The sequence below is a fragment of the Thermodesulfobium acidiphilum genome (assembly GCF_003057965.1).
Taxonomy (GTDB): Bacteria; Thermodesulfobiota; Thermodesulfobiia; order Thermodesulfobiales; family Thermodesulfobiaceae; genus Thermodesulfobium; species Thermodesulfobium acidiphilum.
In genome coordinates, this window is record NZ_CP020921.1 from 546,948 (window position 1) to 566,532 (window position 19,585).

At 33.2% G+C, this 19,585-nt stretch carries 22 protein-coding genes; 21 read left to right on the top strand and 1 reads right to left on the bottom strand.

The genetic code is table 11. From position 1 onward, the window contains the following. The first annotated feature begins 52 nt into the window (after positions 1-52). Genes TDSAC_RS02870 through TDSAC_RS02880 form a run of 3 tightly spaced genes read left to right on the top strand, consistent with a single transcriptional unit; the run spans position 53 to position 2,773 of the window. Positions 53-955, top strand: a complete 903-nt coding sequence (locus tag TDSAC_RS02870) for a DHH family phosphoesterase (RefSeq protein WP_267894115.1) — start codon at positions 53-55, stop codon at positions 953-955. Then, a complete protein-coding gene (truB, locus tag TDSAC_RS02875; protein ID WP_199919874.1) occupies positions 948-1,853 on the top strand; it encodes a tRNA pseudouridine(55) synthase TruB in 906 nt (301 codons plus the stop codon). Before TDSAC_RS02870 ends, truB begins: the two co-directional genes overlap by 8 nt. Further along, complete coding sequence (locus TDSAC_RS02880) at positions 1,850-2,773, top strand: bifunctional riboflavin kinase/FAD synthetase (RefSeq protein ID WP_108308787.1); 924 nt, start codon at positions 1,850-1,852, stop codon at positions 2,771-2,773. Before truB ends, TDSAC_RS02880 begins: the two co-directional genes overlap by 4 nt. Positions 2,774-2,782: 9 nt before the next feature. Here the strand turns inward: TDSAC_RS02880 and aroH are convergent, their stop codons facing one another. Next, on the bottom strand, positions 2,783-3,166 hold the full coding sequence (aroH, locus tag TDSAC_RS02885) for a chorismate mutase (RefSeq protein WP_108308788.1): 384 nt from the start codon (positions 3,164-3,166) through the stop codon (positions 2,783-2,785). 111 nt (positions 3,167-3,277) lie between these two features. Between aroH and TDSAC_RS02890 the strand changes: the two genes are divergently transcribed. The 18 genes from TDSAC_RS02890 (at position 3,278) to ruvX (ending at position 19,572) form a co-directional block, all read left to right on the top strand. Next, positions 3,278-4,141: a bifunctional 5,10-methylenetetrahydrofolate dehydrogenase/5,10-methenyltetrahydrofolate cyclohydrolase gene (locus TDSAC_RS02890; RefSeq protein ID WP_108308789.1), complete on the top strand. Its 864-nt coding sequence runs from the start codon at positions 3,278-3,280 to the stop codon at positions 4,139-4,141. Beyond that, entirely contained in the window at positions 4,128-5,177 is a 1,050-nt protein-coding gene (gene hisC / locus TDSAC_RS02895; protein ID WP_108308790.1) for a histidinol-phosphate transaminase, read from the top strand. The genes TDSAC_RS02890 and hisC overlap by 14 nt, the downstream gene beginning before the upstream one ends. Then, a complete protein-coding gene (locus tag TDSAC_RS02900; RefSeq protein ID WP_108308791.1) occupies positions 5,170-5,979 on the top strand; it encodes an HAD family hydrolase in 810 nt (269 codons plus the stop codon). The genes hisC and TDSAC_RS02900 overlap by 8 nt, the downstream gene beginning before the upstream one ends. Before the next feature lie 119 nt (positions 5,980-6,098). After that, positions 6,099-6,707, top strand: coding sequence for an imidazoleglycerol-phosphate dehydratase HisB (gene hisB, locus TDSAC_RS02905; RefSeq protein ID WP_108308792.1), 609 nt, complete (start codon positions 6,099-6,101; stop codon positions 6,705-6,707). Further along, on the top strand, positions 6,707-7,315 hold the full coding sequence (gene hisH / locus TDSAC_RS02910) for an imidazole glycerol phosphate synthase subunit HisH (protein ID WP_108308793.1): 609 nt from the start codon (positions 6,707-6,709) through the stop codon (positions 7,313-7,315). The genes hisB and hisH overlap by 1 nt, the downstream gene beginning before the upstream one ends. Before the next feature lie 92 nt (positions 7,316-7,407). Further along, the gene (locus TDSAC_RS02915; protein ID WP_108308794.1) at positions 7,408-8,115 is read left to right on the top strand and encodes a 1-(5-phosphoribosyl)-5-[(5-phosphoribosylamino)methylideneamino]imidazole-4-carboxamide isomerase; all 708 of its coding nucleotides are present in this window, start codon (positions 7,408-7,410) and stop codon (positions 8,113-8,115) included. 2 nt (positions 8,116-8,117) lie between these two features. Further along, the gene (gene purF, locus TDSAC_RS02920; RefSeq protein WP_108308795.1) at positions 8,118-9,503 is read left to right on the top strand and encodes an amidophosphoribosyltransferase; all 1,386 of its coding nucleotides are present in this window, start codon (positions 8,118-8,120) and stop codon (positions 9,501-9,503) included. Between the two features lie 73 nt (positions 9,504-9,576). Beyond that, entirely contained in the window at positions 9,577-10,593 is a 1,017-nt protein-coding gene (gene purM, locus TDSAC_RS02925; RefSeq protein ID WP_108308796.1) for a phosphoribosylformylglycinamidine cyclo-ligase, read from the top strand. Continuing rightward, positions 10,586-11,188, top strand: coding sequence for a phosphoribosylglycinamide formyltransferase (gene purN / locus TDSAC_RS02930; RefSeq protein ID WP_108308797.1), 603 nt, complete (start codon positions 10,586-10,588; stop codon positions 11,186-11,188). The genes purM and purN overlap by 8 nt, the downstream gene beginning before the upstream one ends. Positions 11,189-11,218: 30 nt before the next feature. Then, positions 11,219-12,715, top strand: coding sequence for a bifunctional phosphoribosylaminoimidazolecarboxamide formyltransferase/IMP cyclohydrolase (purH, locus tag TDSAC_RS02935; RefSeq protein WP_108308798.1), 1,497 nt, complete (start codon positions 11,219-11,221; stop codon positions 12,713-12,715). A gap of 70 nt (positions 12,716-12,785) precedes the next feature. Further along, positions 12,786-14,018, top strand: coding sequence for a phosphoribosylamine--glycine ligase (purD, locus tag TDSAC_RS02940; protein ID WP_199919876.1), 1,233 nt, complete (start codon positions 12,786-12,788; stop codon positions 14,016-14,018). Continuing rightward, the gene (purE, locus tag TDSAC_RS02945) at positions 14,015-14,506 is read left to right on the top strand and encodes a 5-(carboxyamino)imidazole ribonucleotide mutase (protein ID WP_013755989.1); all 492 of its coding nucleotides are present in this window, start codon (positions 14,015-14,017) and stop codon (positions 14,504-14,506) included. The genes purD and purE overlap by 4 nt, the downstream gene beginning before the upstream one ends. Continuing rightward, positions 14,507-15,310, top strand: a complete 804-nt coding sequence (locus tag TDSAC_RS02950) for a lipid II flippase family protein (protein WP_108308800.1) — start codon at positions 14,507-14,509, stop codon at positions 15,308-15,310. 40 nt (positions 15,311-15,350) lie between these two features. Then, the gene (gatC, locus tag TDSAC_RS02955) at positions 15,351-15,650 is read left to right on the top strand and encodes an Asp-tRNA(Asn)/Glu-tRNA(Gln) amidotransferase subunit GatC (RefSeq protein WP_108308801.1); all 300 of its coding nucleotides are present in this window, start codon (positions 15,351-15,353) and stop codon (positions 15,648-15,650) included. Next, complete coding sequence (gatA, locus tag TDSAC_RS02960; RefSeq protein ID WP_108308802.1) at positions 15,640-17,085, top strand: Asp-tRNA(Asn)/Glu-tRNA(Gln) amidotransferase subunit GatA; 1,446 nt, start codon at positions 15,640-15,642, stop codon at positions 17,083-17,085. Before gatC ends, gatA begins: the two co-directional genes overlap by 11 nt. Positions 17,086-17,089: 4 nt before the next feature. Beyond that, positions 17,090-18,541: an Asp-tRNA(Asn)/Glu-tRNA(Gln) amidotransferase subunit GatB gene (gene gatB, locus TDSAC_RS02965; RefSeq protein WP_108308803.1), complete on the top strand. Its 1,452-nt coding sequence runs from the start codon at positions 17,090-17,092 to the stop codon at positions 18,539-18,541. 25 nt (positions 18,542-18,566) lie between these two features. Continuing rightward, positions 18,567-19,172 (top strand): tetratricopeptide repeat protein, encoded by a 606-nt coding sequence (locus TDSAC_RS02970; protein ID WP_108308804.1) that lies wholly within the window; start codon positions 18,567-18,569, stop codon positions 19,170-19,172. Continuing rightward, a complete protein-coding gene (gene ruvX, locus TDSAC_RS02975) occupies positions 19,153-19,572 on the top strand; it encodes a Holliday junction resolvase RuvX (RefSeq protein ID WP_199919877.1) in 420 nt (139 codons plus the stop codon). Before TDSAC_RS02970 ends, ruvX begins: the two co-directional genes overlap by 20 nt. Positions 19,573-19,585: the final 13 nt, after the last annotated feature.

The window sequence follows — 19,585 nt, forward strand, 5'->3', positions numbered from 1 at the left end:
TAAAATATGTGCTAGAATTTTAAACTTATTAAGTAACGCCAATTCTTTTGATATTTTTACACACTTAGAACCTGATGGTGACGCTATAGGTTCTAGTCTTGCTTTATATTTTTACCTGAAGTCAATAGGAAAGGATGTAAGATTTATAAAGCCTTACAGAACTCCAAATAGTGTTATGGATTTTCCGGGTATGGAAAACGTATATACTGGCAATGATTTTGATTTTTCGAGAGTTGCAATATTACTTGATGCATCTTCATTGAAAAGAATAGGGAAACCATATGAAGAAATTTTTCCAAAATACAAGAATTTTTTTATAATCGATCATCATCACGGTCCATATTTTGATTCTGCTAACATATACATTGACACTACTGCTAGTGCAACTGCTGTTTTAGTTTTTGATGTTATAAAAAAGATGAAACAAAATATAAATAATCTGGTAGCGACGTACTTATATTTGGCTTTACACTACGATACGGGCGGATTTTATTATACAAATACTAATGAAAAATGTTTAAAAGTTGCTTCAAAATTATTAGAATACGGTGTAGATATGAGTTTGGTTATGAGGTATTATGAGAGAGATGCGAGCAGTATTGCAAAAATGGGTTTTTTATTATCTAAACTAAAGGCTTCTGATGGTATTTCATGGCTTTCTATATCATACAAAGATTTTATAAATTTTTCGCTAGAACCAGATATTACTAAAGGTCTTATTGAATGGTTAAGAAGAATAAAGAATTGTAGAGTATCGATAGTCTTTAGAGAGGATCAACCAGGTAAAGTAAAAATAAGTTTTAGAGGGAAGAATACAGGAAAGCTTAACTCTATTGCTGAACACTTTGGAGGTGGGGGACATCCTGAAGCAGCGGGAGCTGTTGTTGATGGTAACTTTGATGAAATAGTCGATTTAGTTTTGAGCTACACTAAAAAAGAGGTTTTTGGTGCTTAACGGCTTTTTAAACGTTTTTAAAGATAAATCTAAAAGTTCTTTTGAAGTTGTTGACTCAATTAAGAAGATGTTTAAAGACGAGCTTGGTGCTGACATAAAGATAGGACATTTAGGAACGCTTGATCCGTGCGCAGTAGGAGTTTTACCTATAGCTTTAGGAAAGGCTACCAGGCTTTGTGAATTTATTGAGAATAAGGATAAAAAATATCTCTTTGAGCTTACTTTGGGGTTTAAGACTACTACTGGAGATCAAGAAGGAGATGTTTTAGATGTTCAAACTATTCCACATATTTCTGATGAAAGGATTATTTCTGTTTGTTCTGATCTTATAGGTTGCTATTTCCAAAAAGTACCTTCTTATTCTGCTTCTAAGGTTGAAGGCAAGAGGTTTTATGAGTTGGCAAGAGCAAATCAGAAAGTCCCTGAGCGATATAAAGAAGTAAATATAAAGCAACTTAAATTTATTAAACGAAATAAAAATTCGCTTTGGTTTGAGGTTTTGTGTTCCTTTGGAACATATATAAGAACTTTGTGTGAAGATATAGCTGTAAAGCTGGGAACTATTGGGACAATGACATTTTTGCTTAGGGAAACATCTGGAGACTTTCATCTAAAGGATAGCATTAGTCTTGAGAAATTAAGAAATTTGATTATGAGAAGAGAATATTTTAAAGTTATAATTCCTGTGAACAAGATGTTGTCACATATACCAGTTGTAGTATTAAATTATGAGAATGCTAAGAAATTTGTAGCTGGTCAAGAAGTTTGGATAAAGAAGGATTTTGATAATTTTGAAATATTAAGAATATTTTGTATGTCTGGGACATTTCTGGGTTTGGCTGAAAAATCTAAAGGTGAGAAAAAAATTTGGAAACCTAATAAGGTGATAATTATATGATAAGAGGTATTTATAGAAAAGAAAATAAAAATGGATCAAGATTTTTGACCATTGGTACATTTGACGGAGTACATTTAGGACATCAATTGTTATTTAAGCAACTTAAAAAAATGAGAAAAGATAGTGAGGATTTAATTAGCGTAGTAACATTCGAACCGCACCCGAGGATTTTTTTTAAAAGCATAGAAAATCTGTCGCTAATTACTATTATTGAGGAAAGAATAAGGTTGTTGTTAGAACACGTTGATGAGGTAATAGTTTTGCAGTTCGATGAGTCACTCTCAAAACTTACTCCAGAAGAATTTATTAATTTTCTTTGTAGTAATTTTAAAATTAATACAATTGTTGAAGGGGAAAATTTCCATTTTGGACGCAAAAAAGGTGGAGACGTTAATCTTTTAAAGGAACTGGGAAATAAGTTTGGATTTAACGTAGACATTGCAAACCTGTATATATTTGACGGAGTTCCAATTTCAAGCTCAAGAATTAGGAGGCTTATAATATCTGGAAAGATTGATGAGGCAAATAAGCTACTTGGTTGGGATTTTTTTGTTTCTGGAGAAGTAATTCATGGAGACCGTATAGGCACATTTTTAGGCTTTCCAACTGCTAATCTTAGATTGCCTGAATATAAAATCGTTCCACAATCAGGAGTTTATTCTGCTGAGGTTGAAATTGCAGGTGAGAGATATTTAGGAGCGCTTAATATTGGTGTAAAACCAACTGTTGGTGGGAAAAGAAGATCTATTGAAGTACATGTAATAAACTTTGAAGGCAATCTTTACCAGGAAGTTATTACAGTTTACTTTAAATCTAAAATTAGAGACGAGATAAAATTCGATTCAATTGCCGCGTTAAAAAAACAGATAAAGTTAGACATAGAAAACATTGTAAGGACTAGCAATAGAGAGAAAGTTTAATATATATTCTTAATCTCTTATAAGATCGGGCCTTAATTTTGATGCTTCATTAAGAAATATATGTTTTATTTGGTTTTTTGCCTTTTTGCTATAGCACTGTAAAAGTATTCTTATACACATTTTTGGTGCATTAACAACTTTTGCCTCTAATGTCCCGAAAACTGGAGTGGATGGAAATGTTTCTCTTACAAATTTTCCTGCAAATTCAGAGTGAATGTCATTAGTTACTGATATAAAAAAGTTAACCATATCTTCTTCCTTTATATCATTTTCATTAACCATTTTAGTGACCAACTCAATAACCTTTTCCTTTATTTCATTTGGATCGTCTTTTAATAGAGTAGTAGCTCCTCTAATTGCCAGTAGCCTTGAATTTTCTTTATACTCTTCCATTCTATGCTCTCCTCTTTAAGTTTTTTTTTATAATAATTAAAAAAATAAAATAAAATTTTTTACCTTATTGTCTTATAATAAAGTATCATAAAAAATATGGAGTTGATAAAGTTGAGTGCAATTATATTAAACGGAAAAGAGGTAGCTAGTCAATGGGAGAAAAAAAATATTTTAAGAGTGCAAAATCTAAAAACAAAAGGAGTAAGTGTCTGTCTTGCGGTTGCAAGATTTAATGATGATGAAGCGTCAAAGGTTTATGTTAAAAAGAAAGTTGCAATGTGTGAAAAATTGGGCATAAAACCCATTCTTATAGAAGAGGAAGGCCTGGATCAGGAAAGAATAGAAAATAGAGTTTCTTCTCTGAATAAAGACAAAGAGATAAATGGAATAATAGTTCAATTACCCTTACCCAAGGGCATTGACAAAGAAAGGGTTTTATCTTTGGTTAGTCCTGAAAAGGATGTAGATGGCTTAAATGTTTTTTCATGTGGCTTGTTATACAAAAACATGCCTGGTTTGAGGCCATGTACTCCAAGTGGGATAATTCGCTTATTAAAAGAATACAAAATAGAACTTATTGGTAAAAGAGCTGTAATTCTTGGAAGGAGTCAACTTGTAGGTCTGCCAATTTTTTTGATGCTTTTGCATGAGAATGCCACACCAACTATTGTACATTCAAAAACTATGGACCTAAAAAATATATGCAAAGAAGCAGACATATTAATTGTTGCCACTGGAAAAGCAAAAATGGTAAATAGAGAGTATGTAAAAAAAGGGGCAGTAGTAGTTGATGTAGGAATATCCAGAGTAGATGGTAAAATCGTTGGTGACGTTGATTTTGATGATGTTTTTGATGTAGCTGGTTATCTTACTCCAGTGCCGGGTGGTGTAGGACCTCTGACTATAATGTCTTTGATGGAAAATGTAATTAACGCAGCTTCTATTCAGGCAGGCATAAAAGATGACGTTGTTTAGAAAGGACCTTTTAGAGATTGAACCATATAGACCAGTAGAGGTTGAAGATGCAATTAGGCTTGATAGAAATGAAAGTCCATTTGATTTACCAGTGCAGGTGAAAGAGGAAATTATTAGTGCGTTTTCTAGGCTTCGACTGAATCATTATCCTGATGCGTGGTGCAGTTCTGTAAAAGAAGCATTTAGCCAATATGTTGGTAAAATAAAACCCGAAGAAGTTACTGTAGGAAATGGTTGCGATGAAGTTATCCAAAATGTAATTATGGCATTTGCATTAAATAATGGTCCTGTCCTTTCCTTTAGGCCGACATTTCCTACTTATCAAATAGCTTCAAGGAATTTGGGAGTTGAGTATATAGAAATTCCTTTAAATGAAGACTTTACAATACCTATTGAAAAAACAATTGATGTTTTGAAAGAAAAAAAGCCTTCAGTAGTTGTGATATGTAATCCTAACAACCCAACTGGAAACTGTTTTCCAGAAGAATATATAGAAAGTATAATTAATAGTACAATAGGAGTTGTCTTAATTGACGAGGTTTATTTTGAGTTTAGTAAAAAAAGCTTTGTTGACAAATTTAGGCTATATCCAAATGTTTTAATATTGAGAACCTTATCTAAAGCCTTTTCGGGTGCAGGAATAAGAATTGGTTTTGCTTTTGGAAACAAACTTCTAATAGATGAAGTTGAAAAGGTAAGATTACCATATTTACTTTCCCACTTTTCACAAGTGGCAGGGAGCATTCTACTTAAAAGTAGTAACCTATTCAAGCCGAATATTGATGCTATTAGTGCTGAGATAAAAAAAATTTACGATGGCTTATTAAAAATGGGAATCAAAGCCTATCCTACTGAAGCTAACTTTTTGTTAGCAAAATTTGATAAACCTGCTAAAAATATTGTTGAAAAGCTTAGAAAAAGAAAAGTTTTAGTAAGATATTTTCCATATTTGCCTAACTTTATTAGGATTTCTGCTGGCAGAAGTTCTGATACAAATATCTTGTTAAAGGAGCTTGAAAGAATACTAAATGAGTAATTTTATAGTTTTTGATATAGATGGAGTTTTGATCCAAACTAACGGTTCTTTTGTAGAATCTACAATTAAGACCTTTGAGTATGTTAGAAATTTATTTGGTAAGAGCTCAAAATGTAATATTGAACACATAGGCTTTTTAAAGTCACTGCGGGGGTTTAATAATGATTGGGATTTAACATATGCTCTTTTGGCAATTAGCTGGAATTATCCTACTTTTGAAGAGGCAGAATTTCTTGAAATTTTGAAAAATTATTTCAAGAAAAATAGTGAACTCCCCAAAATAGAAATTGGTTATGAGTTTGTTAAAAGAATCTTTCAAGAATTTTACCTTGGTGAAAAACTTTTTTTTGACATATATTTGGAGAAACCAAAGTATGTATTTTTTAAAGGTTTTATTTATCAAGAAAAACCTTTGATTAATTTTTGTAATTATTCTATAGATAGGCAAAAAATAGGAATTTATTCTGGAAGATGTTTTAAGGAAGCCGAAGTTGCTTTGAGGGCAGTTAATCTAATTGTGTTGAATGATTTTTATTTTACTGATGATAGCGGCTTTAAAAAGCCTGATCCTACCCCTCTTGAGAAGATGTTTGTTATGAACAAATGTTCACAAATGACTTACGTGGGCGATACTTTGGATGACCTTGAATTGGTTATAAGAGCAAGAGAAAAAGGATTACCTGTAGAATTTGTTGGAGTTAAAACTGGAACATATTCAAATCAGCTTATTGACAAAATAGAAAACTTTTCCTTTGCAAAAATGTATGAAAATGTAAGGGATTATTTGGATAAAATTCTTTAAATTAAGCTACCTTTTTAAGCTTTATTTTTATGATTAAACTGGTGTTTAAAAATTTAGTAAAGTTTGGTTTTGGAATTTATAGTTACTTTCAAACAAACAAAGAGAGGTAGGTTTTCAAAATGACTTTTGGAAGCAAGAAAAAAATAGCAAGAGTGTCAAAAATTAAAAGGAAAACTTATGAAACCGACATTGATTTGGAAATTAACATAGATGGAACAGGAGAAAATTCAATACTAACTAATATTGGTTTTTTTGACCATATGCTCTCTACTCTTTCAAAACACTCAAATGTTGACATGAAATTGAGGTGTACAGGAGATTTAGAAGTTGATTATCATCATAGCGTTGAAGATGTAGGAATTGTTGTTGGAGAAGCTTTATTAAAGGCCTTAGGGGATAAGGTTGGTATAAAAAGGTTTTCAAATGCAATCCTGCCAATGGACGATGCGTTAGTTTTGTGTGCTATAGATATTTCTGGCAGACCTTATTTTTCTTATGATGTTGAATTTGATTCCAAAATTATAGGCAAATTTAATACAGAACTTGTAGAAGTTTTTTTTAACTCTCTAGCGATGAATTTGAAAGCAAACCTTCATTTTAAGAAGATTTCTGGATTTAATAGCCATCATATTGCAGAAGCATGCTTTAAATCATTTGCTATATGTTTGAAAGATGCTGTAGCTTTGACTAATTCGGGATCTATTCCATCTGTTAAGGGGAGTATTTAATGATAGGGGTTTTGTGCTATAAAGGAGGAGGAAATTTAGGTAGTGTATTTAAAGCAATTAGTTATTTGGGTTATGAATTTAAAGAAATTTGGAATCAAGAAGATTTGAGAAAAGCCGATGCTTTGATTTTCCCTGGACAAGGCTCCTTTGCACAGGCAAATAAATCTCTTAAAGAAGCTAATCTTTGGGAAGCATTAAAGGAATTCATATACTCAGGTAAACCCTTCTTTGGAATCTGTTTGGGCTTGCAATTGCTTTTTGATTATTCTGATGAATTTGGATTTACAGAAGGTTTGAAAATTATTTCTGGAAAAGTTGTAGAATTTCAAAAGGATTTCATAAGACCGCATCTTGGTTGGAACCAAGTTTTTAATACTTCTGACTTGAAATTTTTTAAAGATATACCTGATGCTTCTTCTTTCTATTTTGTTCATTCTTATTATCCAGAAGTTTATGATCTGTCTTGCAAAAAGGGATTTAGTGAATATGTGGATAAAAAATTTGTATGCGTTGTTGAAAAAGAAAACGTATTTGCCTGTCAATTTCACCCTGAAAAGAGTGGACGTTGGGGACTTAAGCTCTTGGATAATTTTTTGAGTTCAATATAGTTATAAAAGTTATAAAATAGTTATAGATTATAAATTTTTTACCTTTATGTTATCCAACATCAACAGGGCTAATTACTTTTTAAGGAGGTTAAATGTTTGAAATAATACCTGCAATTGATATATACCGGAATAATGTTGTTAGACTCTATCGAGGTGATTTTGATAAAATAAAAATATATGGGAAACCTGAAGAATATTTTGATAAGCTAAAATCTTCTGGAATTAATTTTGTGCACATAATTGATCTGGAGGCTTCTAAAAGTGGTAAATTTACTGCATTTAACGTTCTTGAAATGGCAAAGTCAAGGGGTTTTGTCGTCCAATGGGGGGGAGGAATAAGAAAATACGATGATGTTAAGGAACTGGCAAAGTTGGGAGCCGATAGAGTTATTATTGGAACGGTTGCTTTTACTGATGAGGAAACTCTTGATAGGATTTTAAAAGATTTTGGAGACAAAGTCCTTATTTCTTTAGATTTTAAGGATGAAAAACTTTGTTATCATGGATGGACTTCTTCAATTTCCTTAGAATTAAAAGATTTACAGAATAAATTTGCGAACAAAAATAATCTGGGTTTTTTGGTTACAGACATAAATAAAGATGGTACGCTTTCTGATCCTTCGGAAGAGTTATTTGAAAGTATTAGAAAAATATTTCCAAAACACAGATTAATAGGTGCTGGAGGAATCTCAAAAAAAGAACACATTCATGTCCTTGAAAGCATTGGGTTTAACGGTGCGGTAATAGGTAAAGCATGGGTGGAAGGTCATATAAAATTTTTTGATGGAAGGGTAATTTAATCATGTGTGGAATATTTGGAATTCTTTGCCCATCGAGGAAAGATGTTGCTAAGCATACATATTTTGCTTTATATTCACTTCAACATAGAGGGCAAGAAAGTTGTGGTATAGCTGCTACTGATGGGACAAGTTTGATGATACAAAGGTCTATGGGTTTAGTATCTTCTGCATTTTCTGAAAGAGAACTCCAGGAATTATATGGTTATGCTGCTCTTGGTCATGTTAGGTATTCAACAACTGGAAGGCCTAGTATAGAAAACGCACAGCCTTTAAAGATGAGATATAAAGGCGGAACCTTTGCTTTAGCGCACAATGGAAATATTGTGAACGTCAAAGAACTCAGAGAGCAAGTTTATAGCCTTGGTATTTCACCATACACATCTTCTGATACAGAGCTTATGGGCCATTTAATTGCTAGAAACTTCCAGGATGATTTTAAATCAACTCTTGCCAACGTGTGTAAGGGATTCATTGGTGCTTATTCTTTAGTTTTTTTAACTGAGGAAGAAATTTATGCAATTAGGGATCCATGGGGTTTTAGACCACTTTGTATGGGCTCTTATGAAGATGGTTTTGTGATATCGTCTGAAACTTGTGCATTTGACATTATTGGTGCGAGATTTATTAAGGAAATTTCACCTGGCGAAATGGTTAGGATTCACAGAAATGGTTATGAAGTGGACCAAATATTAGAACCACAAGGTAATTTCTTGTGTTCTTTTGAATATATATACTTTGCTAGACCTGATTCTGTAGTTATGGGAAAGCGACTTTATGAGGTTAGAAAGAGATTTGGCGAACTTTTAGCTGAAGAATCGCCAGTAGATGCTGATATAGTTGTCAGTATACCAGACTCAGGTACTCCAGCTGCAATTGGCTTTGCCCAAAGGTGCAAAATACCCTTTAACGAGGTATTTATAAAAAATAGATATGTAGGAAGGACTTTTATTCAACCTACAAAAGAATTAAGAGAAAGAGGCGTTCGCCTAAAATTAAATCCTATTTCGGAATTGGTTAGAGGAAAAAGAGTTGTGGTTGTAGATGATTCTATTGTTCGAGGTACGACAAGTAAGGAAATTGTTAAAATGCTTTGGGAGTGCGAGCCAAAAGAAATCCATTTTAGAGTAAGTTCTCCAATGGTTAGCCATCCATGTTTTTATGGTATTGATACTGCTTCAAGAGGAGAGCTTTTGGCTAGTAAAATGAATGTTGAGCAGATTAGGGAGTTTCTTTGTGTAAATAGCCTGGCATACCTTTCAACAAAAAGTACTATTGAGGCTATCGGGATTGAATATCCATGTCTTGCCTGTTTTGGGGCAGATTATCCTACTTATATACCCAGTGAGGAAGTTAGAGAAAAGTATGTGCTTGAAAAAAACGAAAAGTGATAAATGATAAATACTAATATTTATTACTTTCTTATCATAAATTTATAATTGTTTTATAGAAAGAAGGTGTGTTATGCAAGAAGAAGAACTAACATATAAAAAATCTGGAGTGAATATCGAGAGTGCAAATAAGTTTGTAAATGAGATCAAAAAGATAACTAATAAAGCTTTTGGATCTTTTTCTGAGAGTTTGGGAGATGGTTTTGCCGGTTTTTATCCTCTTGATAATTTTGGTTCTGATTTTATCTTGCTATCTTCTTGTGATGGAGTTGGGACAAAAGTTTTAGTTGCAAAAAAGGCAAATATCTGGAGTGGAATAGGTCAAGACTTAGTAGCTATGAACGTTAACGATATATTGGTGCACGGTGGAAAGCCTTTATTTTTTTTAGATTATATTGCATGTTCTAAATTAGATACAAAAATCGCATTAGAAATTGTTTCCTCCATAATCGAAGCCCTAAAACCTACAGGTGGAGTTTTATTAGGGGGAGAGACTGCTGAAATGCCAGATCTTTATAAAAAAGGCGACTGGGATCTCTCAGGTTTTGTAGTAGGCGCTGTTAAGAGGTCTTCTCTTTTGCCAAGGAATATTAAATCAGGAAATATTTTAATTGGATTAGCTTCAAATGGAGTTCACAGCAACGGTTTTTCTCTAATAAGAAGAATTATTAAAGATTATAAAATTAATATACTTAAAAGTGTAACTCCAGAAGGTATCAGTTTGGCTAAAGAACTTTTGAAACCTACTAAAGTCTATTATTCAGATATATATCCTTTTATTGAAAAAGGTATGATTAATGGTCTTGCACACATTACAGGAGGTGGTATAGAAGGAAATTTAATTAGGATTTTACCAAAAAACGTTAAGGCAGTGATAAAAAAGGATTTTGACATACCATGGATTTTTAAATGGATTTCAGATCACGGTGTGAGCGAAGAAGAAATGTATAGGGTATTTAACATGGGTATTGGGATGATATTAGTTGTCAACCCTTCGAACGTAGATGAAATTTTAAGATATTTAGGTTCAAATGCTAAAGTAATAGGCAAAATTGTTTCCTCTGATGAGAGGAGAGTTGAATTTGAATAAACTAAAAGTTGGAGTTTTAGCTTCTGGTAGAGGATCAAATTTTAAAGCTATTGTACAAAAGGTAGATAGTGCTGAAGTAAAGGTGTTAATAGTTGATAATCCAGATGCAAAAGCTATAGAAATAGCTAAAGAATTTGACGTTCCGTATGAAGTTGTGGATAGAAAAAAATTTATCAGTAAATTAAGTTTTGAAAAAGAAATAATTAATATTTTGGAATCATATAAGGTAGAACTAATAGCTTTAGCTGGTTTTATGAGAATTCTGAGTTCTGATTTCGTAGAACGCTTTAAATGGAAAATAATGAATATACACCCCTCTCTTCTACCCTCTTTCCCTGGGCTTAACGCACAAAAACAGGCTCTTGATTATGGTGTAAGAGTTAGCGGTTGCACTGTTCATTTTGTTGATGCTGGGACTGATACCGGTCCAATAATCTTACAAGCTGTTGTTCCTGTACTTGATGATGACAACCCGGAGACTTTAGCCTCAAGAATTTTAAATGAAGAACACAAAATATATCCATTTGCTATCACACTCTTTGCTCAGAATAGATTGGTAATTGACGGAAGAAAGGTAAAAATTAAAAATATATAATATGTACAATGAATTTTAAGGAGGTCTAATATGCAAAGAGCTTTAATAAGTGTTTATAATAAGAATGGTATTGAAGAATTTGCAAAAGAAATAAATAAATTAGGCTATGGTTTACTCTCAACAGGTGGAACTGCAAAGTATCTAAAGTCTTTTGATTTTCCTGTAATTGAAGTTTCTGAATATACTCACTTTCCTGAGATTTTGGGTGGAAGGGTAAAAACTCTTCATCCAATAATTTTCGGTGGTATTCTGGCCCAAAGAGATAACCCAAATCATATACAACAGATAAAGAATTTAGATACTATAGATATCGTAGTGGTAAATCTTTATCCGTTTCTTGAAACTTTGAATAGGGGTGCTCCAATTGAGGAAATAATTGAGATGATTGATATTGGAGGAGTAGCTCTTATTAGGGCTGCTGCCAAAAATTATAAAGACGTACTTGTTTTGGTGGATCCAGACGATTATAAAAAGACCATTGAACTTTTGAGAAACAATACAATGACACTTGAGTATAGAAAATATCTTGCTGCTAAAGCCTTTCAACACACTGCCTCCTATGATTCTCATATAGCAGCGTATCTTTCAGAAGATCTATTCCAGGAACAATTTACCCTTACAGGCAAGAGAGTTCAAAGCCTTAGATACGGGGAAAACCCTCATCAGAAAGCTTTTCTTTATAAAACTGAAGATGGATATCCACTTGATGCTGAGTTTTTAAGCGGAAAGGAACTTTCTTTTAATAATATTGTAGATATAGATGCGGCCTTACGCTTTCTTTATGATTTTATAGATGAGAAAGCAGTTGTAATAATAAAGCATAATCAAGCGTGTGGTTTTGCAGTTGCTGATGATCTCTTGACTGCCTATATTAAGGCTTATGAAGGTGATAAAGAGTCGGCTTTCGGTGGTATAGTGGCTATAAATGGTGTAGTTGATGAAGTTTTGGCTAGAGAAATTTATAAAAACTTTTACGAAGTAGTATATGCTATTGATTTTACCGAAAAGGCTCTTGAAATTTTGCAGGAAAAAAGAAATTTAAGAATTTTGAGAGGTTCAACCAAAAGAACTAATTGGAATTATAACATAAAACAAGTTGGGGCTGGTTTTTTGCTTCAAACTGAAGACTTTTTAAAAATAGATAACCTAGAAGTAGTTACTAAGGTAAAGCCAGATGAAAAGACAATGAAAGATTTAATCTTTGCCTGGAAATTATGTAGAAACTTTAAGTCGAATGCAATTGTTTTTGCAAAAGATGGCCAATTAGTAGGTGCTGGCGCTGGCCAGTCAAGTAGAGTAATGTCTGTAAGAATTGCTGGAATGAGAGCGCAGGAAAGATCTATTGGAGCCAGTCTTGCTTCTGATGGATTTTTCCCATTTAAAGATTCAATAACTCTTGCAGGAGAATATGGTATCAAGGCAATTATTCAACCTGGTGGTTCTAGGAGAGATGAAGAAGTGATTGAAGAGGCCGATAGGCTTGGGATACCTATGGTATTTACTCACAGAAGACATTTTTATCATTAAAATATGACATTTAGGTAAAAAACCAAGAGGTCTTTAAAGGAATTAATATATTTTTAGTTGGGAGGTATATGTGGGTTCGATTTTAGTTATTGGTAGTGGAGCAAGAGAACACGCGATTGCCTGGCGTCTTAAAAAGGAAGGAAAGGATGTTTTCCTTTCTCCAGGAAATGGTGGTACGTCTTTAAACTGGATAAATAAGATTCTCTCAAAAGATGAGATAGAGTCTTTTTGTAAGGTTGCAGGAGTAGACCTTATAGTTGTAGGCCCTGAAAAACCGCTTACCGAAGGAATTGCTGATTTTTTGAGATCAAAAGGCTTCTGGGTTTTTGGGCCAGGTAGGGAAGGTGCAAAGCTGGAAGGAAGTAAGGTTTTTGCAAAATCTTTTATGAAGAGAAACAACCTTCCAACTGCTGACTTTGTTATATATGAAGACGAAGGTTCCTTAATAAAGCACTTTGATAATTGTAAGTATCCTGTTGTTATAAAAGCTGATGGGCTTGCAGCTGGAAAGGGAGTAATAGTAGCTCATGAGAAAGAAGAGGCTCTTGAGGCAATAGGTTTTCTAAAAAATAACTTTCCTGAGGCCTCCAAATACATAATTGTAGAAGAGTGTTTGGTAGGGAAGGAACTATCTCTTTTTGTGTTAATTAATGATAAAGGCCATGTAGTTTTGGATAATGCAAGAGATTATAAAAGGTTAAACGATTTTGATGAGGGTCCTAATACAGGGGGTATGGGTTCATATTCGCCTGTTGACGATCTACCTGAATTTCAAATTAACAAAATTCAAAATAATATTGTTGAACCTACAATCAGAGCTTTGAGAAAGGAAAATATCTCTTACCAAGGGGTTTTATATTTTGGAATAATGTTGACAAAAGAAGGGCCGTCGATTTTAGAATTCAATTGCAGGTTTGGCGATCCTGAAGCACAGGTACTTGTTCCAAGAATTCTTAATTTTTCAGAACTTTTGTATGTCGTAGCAAAAAACGAAAAAATACCTGAACCAAAAATTTCAAGTAAAAAAGCCCTGTCAGTGGTTCTGACTGCAAAGGGATATCCAAATAATCCTGAGACAGGAAAGAGAATAAATATTGATGAAAGAATTTTTGAGGATGAGGACGTTGTAATCTTTTATGCAGGGGTAGTAAGAGACAAAAATAATCTTTTTACTTCTTCTGGTAGAGTTTTGAACGTAGTAGGTATGGGAGATACCTTTGAAGAAGCAAGAAATAAGGCTTACAGTTCGATTAAGTATATAAATTTCGAAGGTATGCATTTTAGGAGGGACATAGGTTTATGATTTCTTTGGTAATTGGAAGTTACAATGATTATGAAGCAATTATTCCTGCAATCAAGGAACTTAAAAAGTTTAACCTTAAGTTTGAACTTGTTGTTAGTTCTGCTCATAGAAACACAGAAGAAACTATAGAGTGGGCAAAAAAAGCAGAAAGTAGAGGTACAGAAGTAATTATTGCTTTTGCTGGCCTTGCTGCTCACCTCCCTGGTGTATTAGCTGCTGTAACTACTCTACCTGTTATAGGAGTTCCTTTAACGAATTCTCCTGTTTCGGGTATGGATTCAATGTTTTCTATTGTTCAGATGCCTTCGGGAGTACCTGTTGCAACAGTTGGACTTGGAAATGTAAAAAACGCAATTTATCTTGCCATGAGAATTTTGTCAATTAAATATCCTGATATCAAGAGCAAGCTTTTAAAGGCTTCTGAAGATATGAAGAAAAATATCCGTGAACAAAATAAAGTTCTTCAAGAAAAGTTAAAGGATCTGTAATTGCTTTTTTTAATAATGTTTTTTGATTTTTCGATTCACCTTTCGGAGGCTACAGCTTCTGCGCTACGTTTAGCGGGTTTAAGAACAGGTAAGATTACTACTTCTTTATCCTTCTATAATATAATCGCTCTGGTTTCAAGGATGTCAAATATGTTTCAAGCTCCTCTTTTAGGCGTACTTGTTGATTCGGCGGTATTGACAGGTAAGATTGATACATTGGGAAATAATTTTAGAGCTGTTATCTTTTGCGGCGCACTTGGAGATATTCTGGCAATAATATTACTACCATATTCTGTTGCTTTTTTCTCAAGAATAATTTTATGGTTTGAGGAAACCGGATCAGTTCCAATGGCCCTTTTTAAGCTTTTAAGCTTTAAAAATATTAAACTTGTTTCAAGGGATTTTGCTAATGTAAAGTTCATAAAGAGGTTTGAAGATTTTGATTTTAAAGGAATTCCAAAAAAGTTTATTTTTTTTAATATTGTGGTTGTTGCCGTATATACAGTTGGAGTGATGTCATCACTGTTTGCTGGAGCACACCTTGCTGCTTATAGAGTGACAGCTACTCAACTTTCTGGAATTGTAAATGGTCTTGCTACTATATTAATGGCTTTTGTTGTCGATCCTACTGCAGCACTAATTACTGATGACGCTTTGCACAAAAGAAGGACTTACAATAACGTTGAGTCTATGGTATATCTACTCCTCTTTACAAGAATTTTAGGATCTCTAATTTTATCTCAAATCATTTTTTTGCCTGCTACCTGGTATATAATGAGTGTAACTTTATTTTTACACAGATAATATCTTTAAGTTTTTAAATAAACTTTTAAGGAGGATTGTTTTGATTGACAAAGAGACAATACTACATGTTGCCAATCTTGCAAGATTAGAATTAAAGGATAGTGAAGTTGAGAGCCTAAAAGAAGATCTTGGTAAAATCTTGAATTATTTTATTACTTTAAACGACGTGAATACTGATGATGTAGAACCTACCTTTCATCCTTTTCCAATAAATAATGTTTTTAGGGAAGATATTGTAAAGAAGTCTTTTCCTGTTGAGGAAATATTATCAAATGCTCCTGATAGGACTTTAACTTACTTTTTGGTGCCCAGGATCGTGGAGGAGAAAAATGGAAATTAATGAACTCACAATTAACTCTCTCAAGAGTGAATATAAGAAAGGAAACCTTTCTCCAAAAGAGCTATTAGACTTTGTTTTTAAGAGGATAAAATTATATGATCCAAAAATAAATTCTTTTATTACGCTTACCGAAGAATATGCCTATAAAGTAGCAGAATCTCTTAGATTTGACGAAATGGATTCCAAACCTCTTTGGGGGATTCCTGTGGCTATTAAGGATAACATGTGTTTTAGAGGTTTTAAAACCACGTGTAGCTCTAAAATACTTGAAAATTTTATACCAATATATACTTCTACTGCAGTTCAAAGACTAATTGATGCAGGAGCAATTATAGTAGGAAAAACTAACCTTGATGAATTTGCAATGGGATCTTCTACTGAAAATTCTGCATTTTTCACCACTTCAAATCCGTGGGATTTGGAAAGAGTTCCTGGTGGAAGTTCTGGGGGATCTGCTTCTGCTGTGGCAGCAAGATTTGTTCCTGTTGCAACTGGTTCAGATACAGGTGGTTCTATAAGACAGCCTGCCTCTTTTTGTGGCGTGGTAGGATTTAAGCCAACCTATGGAACTGTTTCAAGATACGGCCTGGTTGCTTTTGCCTCTTCTTTGGATCAGATAGGTCCTTTCGGAATAAAGGTTAAGGATGTAGAACTTGCTTTTCGAGTTATGAGCGGGAAAGACGATATGGACTCTACTTCACACCCTTACAAATTTATTCCAGTGGATAAAAGTATAAAGGAATATAAAGTGGGCGTTATAAAAGAACTTTATGAAGCAGAAGGATTTGATGCTGAAGTCTTAAATTCTTTAAGCAATGTTATAAAACTTCTTAAATCTGAGAATATATATGTTGATGTGTGTTCTTTGCCTCACTTAAAATATTCTTTACCTGTTTATTATCTGGTAGCCACTTCTGAAGCAAGTTCAAATCTTGCTAGATTTGATGGCGTAAGATATGGACTAAGGGTTAAAGGCAAGGATATAAATGAAACCTTTTCAAAAACGAGAGGACAAGGATTTGGAAGCGAAGTAAAGAGAAGAATTATGTTGGGCACTTATGCTCTCTCGAGCGGTTATTATGATGCCTATTATTTAAAGGCTTCAAAGGTAAGAACGCTTATTGTAAATGACTTTGAGAAAGCTTTTAGAGAATATGACTTTTTAATATGCCCAACTTCACCAACTACAGCCTTTAAAAAGGGTGATAAGACAAGCGATCCCCTTTCTATGTACTTATCTGACATTGCTACTATTCCTGTGAATCTTGCTGGTCTTCCTGGTATTTCTATTCCATCTGGATGTGATAATAAAGGGTTACCAATTGGATTGCAGATTATTGGGAAGCCTTTTAATGATAATGAATTATTAAACTTCGCAGATCAGCTGGAATCAATTATAAATTTTGAAACCAAGCCTCAATTAGGAGGTATATAAGTTTATGAGCAATAATGTAGTAATTGGTTTGGAAATTCATGCCCAACTAAAAACTGAAACAAAAATGTTTTGTGGATGCAGAACCTCTTTTGGCGATGATCCTAATACAAATGTTTGCCCTGTATGTATGGCTTTACCAGGGTCTTTGCCAGTTCCCAACAAAAAAGCAATTGCCTTTACGATAATGAGCGGTTTAGCTCTCAATTGTACAATTTCGAGATATTCAAAATTTGATAGAAAGCAGTACTTTTATCCTGATATGCCTAAGAATTATCAAATTTCTCAATATGATCTTCCTTTTTGTAGAAATGGATATCTTGAATTTCTTTGTGACGATGAGTTAAAAAGGGTAAGGATTCATAGAATTCACTTAGAGGAAGATACTGGCAAACTTGTTCATGCAGGAGATATTATGGAATCGGAACAGAGTATGGTGGACTATAATAGAGCAGGTACTCCATTGATGGAAATTGTTACTGAACCTGATATATCTTCTCCTAAAGAAGCCAGACTTTTTATGTCGGAGCTTAGGAATATTTTAAGATATCTTGGCGTTTCCGACGGGAATATGGAAGAAGGGTCAATGCGTTGTGATGCAAATATTTCACTAAAAAATCCTGATGGTACTTTTGGGACAAAAGTTGAAATTAAAAATATGAACTCTTTGAGATCTCTTGAAAGAGCACTGGAATTCGAAATCATTAGACAATCAGAAATTTTGAATTCGGGTGGAACTATAATTCAAGAAACAAGACATTTTGATGAACGTGATGGAACAACTCATTCTTTGAGAACTAAAGAAGAAGCTCACGATTATAGATATTTTCCAGATCCTGACCTGCTTCCTGTTGTTATTTCTGATGAAGAAATACGAAGTATATCTAGCAATATACCTGAACTTCCATTAAAAAAATATTTTAGATTTATTGATGAATTTGGTATTAATAAAAGTGATGCTGCTGTTTTAGTTTCTGATTTAAAGTTGGCTAACTTTTTCGACGATTGCGTGAAATGTAATTGTTCACCTAGAGAAGCTGTGAAATGGATTTTAGGAGATTTGACTTATTTTTGGAACGAAAAAAAATTGCAACCTGATAGTAAAGTTTTTGAACCTTCATATTTGAAAGAAATTTTAGACTTCATTGATTCAAAGACGATAAGTATCAGACAAGCGAAGGAAGTAGTTGAAAAAGTTTTTGATATGAAAGAATCTCCAAAGAATATTATCGAAAAACTTGGCATTAAACAAATTTCAGATGAGGATTTTTTAATTAATGCTGCTAAAAAGGTTATAGAAAATAATCCAAAAGCTGTTCAAGACTTTTTTAAAGGAAAAAAGAATGCAATAGGATTTCTAGTTGGTCAACTTATGAGAGAGACTAAAGGTAAGGCTTCTCCAGAGATATCTAATAAGATAATTTATGATCTGTTAGAAAAACTGAGGGTTAAAGAATAGCGTTTTAAAAAAGGAGGGATGGAAGATGTCTTACAAAAAAATCTTTTTGTTACTTGCTTGTTTTTCCATATTTTTTTGTGGACAGTCTTTTGCAAGCTTGGGGGATAAAACTCATGAATATATTATGGAAACTATGATAGGTAGTGGGCTTTATAAGAGCGCTATAGAATATTCTCATACTTTTACTAATCATAGCGATAATATAATGAAGATGAATCTTAAATCAGCAGCTCTTAGTCTAGATAAGCCATTGATTGAAAGGATTTTAAGTTCTGCGCCTGTATCTTTGATGAACTCAAATGAGTATTTTTTCGCAGAGGGAGTAAAGTATTATTTAGATGGTAATTATTCTCAAAGTATTGGCGCATTCAGTATCTGTATTGATAAAGATCCGTTGGATGTTTATAGCTGGTATTATATGGCTAAGGATTATGAATTGAGAAATGATTATAATAGCGCTAATTATGCTTACCAAAAGGCACTGTCAATAGAACCAAATAATATAGGTATTTTGAAAAGTTATGCAAAGTTTTTGGAGTTAGCGGGATTGACTGATCAATATAATATAGTCATAAAGCATATTAGACATATCTATTCGAGAGGTAGTAATCTTGAGATATCTTGGAATTGATTGGGGAGTAACTCATCTGGGGTTAAGTATAAGCGATCCTGAGGAAAGGATTGTATTTCCTATAGGCACTATTGTTAGAACTACCTGGGATAAAGATTTGAATATGATTAAACAAATTGTTGAGGAAAAAAATATAAAGACAATAGTTCTTGGTGATCCTTTAAGAACAGATTTTCCTTTTACGTCATCTAAATCAATTCTTAAAGTGAAGAAGAAGTTAGAAACTATAGGGGTCAGAGTGATACTCTTTGATGAGAGATATTCTACTAAAGAAGCGCTAAAACTTCAAAAGATTTTAGGAAATAGGAATAAAGATAAAGTTCATGAAATTGCAAGCTCGATTATATTAAAATCATTTTTAGATTTTATATCTAAAGATAAGAAAAACATAGGTGAATGATAAAAGTAATTTT